Consider the following 7,213-nt stretch of genomic DNA (forward strand, 5'->3'; position numbering starts at 1 on the left):
TTCATGGGTGGTTCCTCCAGTTATCAGGGAGCAACAAGCTTCCCGCTTAGGCACTATAAAGCCGGAAATCTGTGAGGATCCACGCTTCACCTCTCAATTCCAGCACGGTGCCAAAGGCTCAGTAGTTGGGATGCGTTCATTACATTCCTTTGATTGCTAACCTTACACGGTATCGGACCATTAGGTGCTTCTGCCCTGATGATAGCACTGGGTGATAGCCAAGATTTCAAGAATGGCCGCCACTTTGCCAGTTATCTGGGATTGGTGCCGAAAGAGCACAGTCGCGGCGGAAAAATCAGGCAACTCGGTATCAGTAAACGGGGAGATGCCTACTTGCGAGGAATACTGATACATGGAGCCCGTTCTATTGTGTATCGAGTCAGCAAGCGGCCCGATGAACAATGCAATGAATTACAGCGCTGGATAAAAGGGCTCATAGAGCGTAGTGGAGTCAATAAAGCGGTGGTTGCATTAGCGAATAAAAATGCCCGGATCGCTTGGGCATTAGTTAATCAGCAGTCTGTTTATACTCCTCGATGAAAAGTGAATAATATGTTCGAAAAAGTCTATAAGTTGATGTAACTGACAGGTAGTACCGACTCTCTGTGAACCTGATAAACTGTTTAGTTTGCCACGACTGTTGGGTTAATGAGGGCAGAGAGTGCGGATTTTCATCAGGGCTCTTGGAAGCCGAATATATGCTTGCGACTACTTTTGTCAGAAAAAAAAATAGGTTACCCCACTTGAATTAAATCGGTGTCCATATAGACAGTTTAGATTTTCGGAAAAGAGTCCTGGCATACAAAGATAAGCATTCGTTGACTTTCGAACAAACGCGTGCCCATTTTGAGATTTCTATTCGTACCCTGTTCCGGTGGAGCCATAAAATAGAACCTTGCATGACGCGTGATAAGCCTCCCATAAAAATTCCTGATGAGGTACTCATTGCGGATGTCCAAAATTTTCCTGATGACTATCAATGGGAAAGAGCAAAGCGCCTGGGGGTCTCACAATCGGCGATTCATTTATGAACAGGAAGGCAAACCGATTGTGTATTTGGATGAAAGTGGTTTCGCGCAGTCAATGCCACGGATATACGGGTATTCAGAAAAAGGGCGCGTTGTTTTGGTACACATGATTGGCACGCGAAAGGCCGCATTAACGTCATTGGTGCAATTCTCGAAAATACGTTCATCACCTTAAGCTTATTGACTGGCAACATTAATGCCGATGTCTTTCATGCGTGGGTGACGCAGGATTTATTGCCAAAACTCCCACACGGTGCCGTGATAGTCATGGATAATGCGCGCTTTCATAAACGACTTGATACGATACAAGCGATAGCAGAGAGTCAATATCAATTAGAGTGGCTTCCCGCTTATAGTCCGGACTTGAATCCTATAGAACACAAATGGGGTGGGGCAAAAGCGATAAGAAGACAAAAAAGAGGTTCAGTTGATGAGTTGTTCACCGAGCACATCGAATGTGTCAGATCATGTTGATTCTGCTATATCGTCATAGGTGGCCTCTGAGGATGTAAAGGTGTACAACCCAGGTTCCAATCTAATTGACCCTGCTTCCTAAGCCAAACTAAAACGGTTGAGCGTCCCTGAATCCCGTATCGACATTGGGCTTGTTTATCAGTCATCTCGCCTTTTTCAACTTGCTCAACAACCGCCAATTGAAAAGCCAGTGAATAATCGCGCTGAGTGCGTTTACGTTCTGATTTCATAACACTCTCCTAAATCGAGGAAGAAAAGTGTCAACTTTATATAGGACTAGTCACCCAAAAGGTAAAAGCCATTGAACCCGACAATGCGGATATCCGATTGCTCCAACAATTAGTTGAGCAGCGTCGCCAACTAGTTGGAGACAAACGTCGCTTTGTGAACCGGCTAATCAACACGTTGAAGCAGTACTACCCACAACCTCTAGAGTGGTTCTCACATCAGGACAGTACACTATTCTGTGAACTGATTCTCCGTTGGGCCCAGCCTGCAACAACTACAACGGGCCAGAAGCGACACCGTCCATCGTTTTATGAACGCCAAAGGAGGGCCCGCTGTAGCGCACACAGAGCAGCGCCTAGCGAGCATTGCCAATGCGATTTCCCTCACCATAGATAACAAGTGTCATCGAGGCAAATGCACTCATGGCAACAGCACTGGCATCACAAATCAAACTGGTGAATGATATTATCCGAACCTACAACGAACGAATCGAAATGTTGTTCGATACCATGCCAGATGCAGATCTGTTTAAATCATTTCCCGGTATGGGGCCCTGTATGGGGCCCACGAATGCTTGCGGCATTGGGCGATAACCGTAACCGCTTTAACAGTGCAGAGGAAATAAGGGATATGCCAGCCATCAGCGTGAGGAGGCGCTGAAGGAACAAGGCTATCGTGTGCATATTCAGAGAAAAGAGTCACGAAATAAGCCGTTATCAAACTGCCAGAAAGGACGTAACAAGAAAATCGCGGGCACCCGAGCCCGGGTAGAACATCTCTTTGGCTCACTCAGTCAGATGGGCGAAAAATTCATCCGGATGATAGGTCAATTGCGTGCCAATTTCAGGATGACATTAATGGCAACCTGCTATGATTTACAACGTTTGGTTTATTTTGGAAAATCGGGCATGCATGCCTTTTAATCCTTGAAAAAGTCAGAAAGCGCTATACAGAATAAGGTTAACTTCATTACGGATGGGGACAAAATTGATCTTATTTTTCATGGAAGAGTTTTTAGAGGTTCCCTATCATTATGACTATTCTCAGGATTAACAACATGGCTCCATTAGTCAGGGCGGGATTCCACTTTGCTCTTAATTTAACCAAATATAAGCTGGCTGCGGAATTTATCTGACCATGTAGCCATTCGGTGTTTAGCTTTTTAACTATCCTTAATACTGGTGTCTTGTTTAATCACATTTAATTTAACGCAATTTGGTTAAAAAGCACCATTTGTGCTGCATTATTAGGATCTTTGAGTGAAATAGCATCTTCCCGGAACATCACATCTAACACCCAATGTAGCTCATTTTCCACCGACAGTGTTTTCTGATGGCACTGAGCTGCCCGCACGAAAGACCTTGGCCAGTTGCGAATACCTGAGAAACCATTCATGCTGAAATGTCTAGATTAGCTGAGATGGATCAATTTAGCTTATTCGTGCTCTAGAGCGTTCCTGTTCACGAATTCGGGCCTCAATTTCGGTGTAAAGATTGGCCTCAGCGTTTTCTCTATCCGTTGCAGTAACAACTAAAGCATATGATTCGTGTTGATTATTGAGTGGAGCCCCCCACTCACGATCATTTCTAGTTACAACTACAAACCACTTTTCATTAGGAGAGCGACGCTTAAAGGTCCAACTAGATGATTGTACTGTACCGTGGTCACGTTGTTGTGCAGTAACAGAACGATTACTTGTCGCATCATCATTCCTAGATTTTGTGCTATCCTGTATATCATGATTAAAATACTGCTGGACATCCTGTAACGATGTTCCTTTTACGAGTCTATAGGATATTTGCGTAGCCGCATAATCCAGTCTGGTCGTTCTGACGGCTGGTGAATAAGCTAAAGTAATGTGCAGCTCTCGTACTGCCCGTTGAGTTCTTAAAAAGGAAGCGGGTAATGGAAGCTCAAAAAATTGATGTGTATTATTCACAATTTGTTCTTCACACATCATAACAACTACTTCTTTTGATGAACGGTATAAGCCATCTTCCTCGACTACTCCATATCCAACAATATCCCGAATAATGCTTCGGTTTCGAGTTGCTGGCTCTGCTTTATAACACTTAACAACTTCTTTAGAAAATGTATTTTCCATCTGAGGAGTCAATACTGCATGATTGACCAGCATCGCTCGCAACATATTGGCTGACATATCTGGATATTCATTTAGTAAACGTCCAGCAAGATGCGTTATATACGGTGCAGAAAAACTAGTTCCACTTTGTTCAGAGAAAAGTGTGCTTCCTTGGAATTGATGGTGACAACTTAGAACGCCAAGTCCTCTGGCATGTGGTCGCCATTGTCCTCTGTTATTACGCATGGGTGCAGCTAAATTCCCACCATGGGCTACTATTTCCGGTTTAAAAGCACCTTTCACTGACGGCCCGTGACGTGTGAATGGCGAGGGTTGAAATTCTCCCGCTGGGCTTAAATGACTAATTTCATCCGCCCTACGTTGAGCATCAAATGTTGCATTGTGCTTGGCATAACTTCCTATCGTGAGGACATTGAGTGCAGGGGCTGGATCGATGATAACGGAACTGTTATGGATTAAGTAACTGGGGTATTCAGCACGCCAACTTTCCTCTGGAACCTCAGGATCACTACTTCCATTAAAGTTACCTGCAGAAACAACGAACAGGATGTTATGACGACGAACCAGCACATCAAGAACATAAGCAATTCCTCTGATATGCTTACCATCATATGGTGCATTTGCATTACCAAGTGATAAGTTAAATATACGACATCCTAAATCTACGAAATATTCTACTGCCCGAGTCAAGGTTGTTTCAATCGTAGAAGTATCAAATTCCCCATCAGAATTAAGGATTTTTCCATTATATAACCACACTAACGGCTTCCAGAAATTACTGGCATCACAGGCTTCAACATCACCATATAGCGCAATACCTGCAACAGCAGTACCATGTCCGCAATGGTCAAACTCGTCCTCATTAACCACAAAGCTTTCGCTTTCAGCTATTGCACTACGCAATAATGGATGTGCTGTATTAATTCCACTATCAAGGATACAAATCTTTACAGCATCAGGAGGTGGGGAAGGGATGTGTGCAGGTATAACGTTGATATCTTTGTTCAGTTTTTCGTAAGAAATCCCGCTTGAAGGAGGCAGATCAACCATACGGACATCACGATGGGTTAGTAGTTTTTCAGCTTGCTCGCAATTTACTCGAACCCGATACATTAACAAGCTATCAAGATTAATTCGATCCAAACGGTGAATCATATTTTCCTGAAGCCAGTTTTCAAATTCTTCACAGATCCGTTCTCGTGAAGGATGTCGTGTAGTTTCTATCGGCCAAAGTTCAATATCTAGACCGAATAATTCTAATTCAGGAAAACCATAATGCCTGACTGACCAGCTTTTGCGATCCTCACTAGACCAAATATCAATACTGTCTAATGCTGTTAGGATTTGCTGGTAGGTAATATGCCTATGTCCCAATTGTGACAGATGCTCCTCAAAGAGGGCAATTCCGCGTTCATCAGCAAAAGCAATACAGATCATTTTGTCTTCTTGGCTAACGAACTCGATACCATGCCTGTCCAGATGAGCAATATCTAACATCCCAGTATATTGTAATTTAAGCATGTACCGGCCATCATTATCTTTTCCTGGAATTTGCGGGGTAGCTAATTGCGTAATACCCCGTAATTGCTCAGATAACATGCTTCCATGCAGGCGCAAATCAGCACGTGATGTACTAGGAATGCTAAACTGACGTGTGCGCCTAGGGTTCTGAAGAGATTCTTTCGCAATACTAAGATGTTTATATTGTTCCGTCATTTATTATCCCTGACGAGTTTTATTTACATTCTCCCGCAAGAGTGCATTCTTAAGGTCTTTCAGAGTTAAAAACTCTTGGCTACGTAAAATCATTCTTTTGATTGCACGTCTTACAATCCGTTCTAAATCGGCACCACTTTTTCCAATAAATAGTGAGAGCACGGCATCATCTTCAAGCTCAAACTGGCGACGTATGCCACGAAGTTTTAGCTTCATCAACTCTAATAATTGATGCTTGTCGGGCAGTTGGAATTCGATTGCATCGTCAAACCGCCTCCAAATAGCGCTATCCAGAATATGCTCATGGTTCGTTGCCGCAAGAATCAAGCTTTTCCCCTGATATGCATCCATCATCTGTAGAACTGCATTCACGACCCGTCTTAATTCGCCATGATCCCCACTATCCCCTCGTTCTTTACCAATAGCATCAAACTCATCGAAAAGTACAACCATTGGATATTGAGAGATAAAATCAAATATTTGGCGCAGGTTAGCAGCAGTCTCACCAAGATAAGAAGAAACAAGAGTATCAAGCCTGACGATTGCCAAGGGCATATCCAACTCACAAGCAACTACTTCTGCTGCCAGAGTTTTACCGCATCCCGGAGGACCAAAAAAGATTACTTTACTAACAGCTTTCATTCCATAGCTGCGTAGCACATCAGCTCTGCGATTTTCTTCAAGAATCTCTTCGATCGCATCTGAACTTGATTTAGGTAGTACGATTTCATTCAGAGAACGGTTTGGCTGTTTAATATCCAGTAATGGGAGGCCTCTCTCTTTATCAACAGGTATCTGGGGAACAGCAGGCACACGGGAGGTCTGTACGACGTGATCTCCATAAAGGATATGCTCAAGATCATTCGCAAGAAGATGATGCTGTTTTTGTCGTTCTTCCTCAATGATCACTTCCGAAACACGACGGAAGGCCGCGACATCACCTGTCGCTCCAGCTTTTATAAGCTGTCTGAGAACCTTACCGTTTGCCATTTTTTTCCCCTAACAAATCAACGTGCATAAAACCTTGCATTCAGTTTAGCATCGCCACGGCCTTATAAGAAGTTAGCTTTATCTAGATTTTTTGAATTGTTACACCTTTTTTCGGTTTTTTAGAAGGAACTATCGAAACGCACTATATTTGATTTGTGACGTTCTCCCCCGTAGATTAATGTGAATGACTGTATCTGGCACAAAGCCGACGGTCTGGTTAGATTCCGATCAGATCATCAATAGTGTCAGATCGAGTCTTAGTTGGTACAACCAACTCGCTTTTATCCAGAAGTGTGTTAGAGCAAGTTGCCTGATTTGGTCACACCATAAAATTGGAACGGCTAGATTGTATTCGAATCAATTCAAATCATGCCATCGCGCTTCTGACATTATTTTCTGTCCCGGAAAATGAATTACCCATTGACCTTATGACTTCCGTTTATTAGCGTGATAAGACTTATTGATGATCCGGTCGCTTGTAAGGATCGCCTTCGGGCAGCGACACCCACACTCCCGTAGCCTGCAAGGGAGTACACACTGTGTGGTACATCTGCCCACCTTTGGAAGCAGATATCATCTTTGCTGATGATGAAGGTTATTTAATCCACTCTGGCCAATACGCCAGCCACCCAACGGGGAATACGTTTCCCGCCGGGCAAGGTGTTCTCCGTTG

Annotated in this window: 6 protein-coding genes and 4 pseudogenes; 6 read left to right on the plus strand and 4 right to left on the minus strand. The window is 43.6% G+C overall.

The features are described from left to right. Positions 1–198 precede the first annotated feature (198 nt). The 4 genes from ABLA85_RS08685 (at position 199) to ABLA85_RS08700 (ending at position 1,502) form a co-directional block, all read left to right on the plus strand. Complete coding sequence (locus tag ABLA85_RS08685) at positions 199–540, plus strand: transposase (RefSeq protein WP_367963167.1); 342 nt, start codon at positions 199–201, stop codon at positions 538–540. 224 nt (positions 541–764) lie between these two features. Beyond that, entirely contained in the window at positions 765–1,031 is a 267-nt protein-coding gene (locus tag ABLA85_RS08690; protein WP_367963176.1) for an IS630 transposase-related protein, read from the plus strand. Next, complete coding sequence (locus ABLA85_RS08695) at positions 952–1,203, plus strand: hypothetical protein (RefSeq protein ID WP_367963169.1); 252 nt, start codon at positions 952–954, stop codon at positions 1,201–1,203. The genes ABLA85_RS08690 and ABLA85_RS08695 overlap by 80 nt, the downstream gene beginning before the upstream one ends. Then, on the plus strand, positions 1,194–1,502 hold the full coding sequence (locus ABLA85_RS08700; RefSeq protein ID WP_367963177.1) for a transposase: 309 nt from the start codon (positions 1,194–1,196) through the stop codon (positions 1,500–1,502). The genes ABLA85_RS08695 and ABLA85_RS08700 overlap by 10 nt, the downstream gene beginning before the upstream one ends. Positions 1,503–1,555: 53 nt before the next feature. Here the strand turns inward: ABLA85_RS08700 and ABLA85_RS08705 are convergent. After that, positions 1,556–1,732: pseudogene (locus ABLA85_RS08705) on the minus strand (IS3 family transposase); the annotation flags it as partial. Positions 1,733–1,787: 55 nt separating this feature from the next. Between ABLA85_RS08705 and ABLA85_RS08710 the strand changes: the two are divergent. Together ABLA85_RS08710 and ABLA85_RS08715 are read left to right on the plus strand one after the other, a co-directional pair. After that, a pseudogene (locus tag ABLA85_RS08710) lies at positions 1,788–2,360 on the plus strand (transposase); the annotation flags it as partial. Then, positions 2,351–2,653: pseudogene (locus ABLA85_RS08715) on the plus strand (transposase); the annotation flags it as partial. The pseudogenes ABLA85_RS08710 and ABLA85_RS08715, both read left to right, overlap by 10 nt. A 242-nt stretch (positions 2,654–2,895) precedes the next feature. Here ABLA85_RS08715 and ABLA85_RS08720 read toward each other — a convergent pair. The 3 genes and pseudogenes from ABLA85_RS08720 to ABLA85_RS08730 all read right to left on the minus strand — a co-directional run. Continuing rightward, positions 2,896–3,050 (minus strand): annotated as a pseudogene (locus tag ABLA85_RS08720) (ISAs1 family transposase); the annotation flags it as partial. Between the two features lie 109 nt (positions 3,051–3,159). After that, the gene (locus ABLA85_RS08725; RefSeq protein ID WP_367963171.1) at positions 3,160–5,433 is read right to left on the minus strand and encodes a S8 family peptidase; all 2,274 of its coding nucleotides are present in this window, start codon (positions 5,431–5,433) and stop codon (positions 3,160–3,162) included. A 120-nt stretch (positions 5,434–5,553) separates the two neighbouring features. Next, on the minus strand, positions 5,554–6,540 hold the full coding sequence (locus ABLA85_RS08730) for an AAA family ATPase (RefSeq protein WP_367963173.1): 987 nt from the start codon (positions 6,538–6,540) through the stop codon (positions 5,554–5,556). Positions 6,541–7,213 lie beyond the last annotated feature (673 nt).

The sequence above is a fragment of the Xenorhabdus sp. SGI246 genome (assembly GCF_040838225.1).
Lineage (GTDB): Bacteria > Pseudomonadota > Gammaproteobacteria > Enterobacterales > Enterobacteriaceae > Xenorhabdus > Xenorhabdus indica.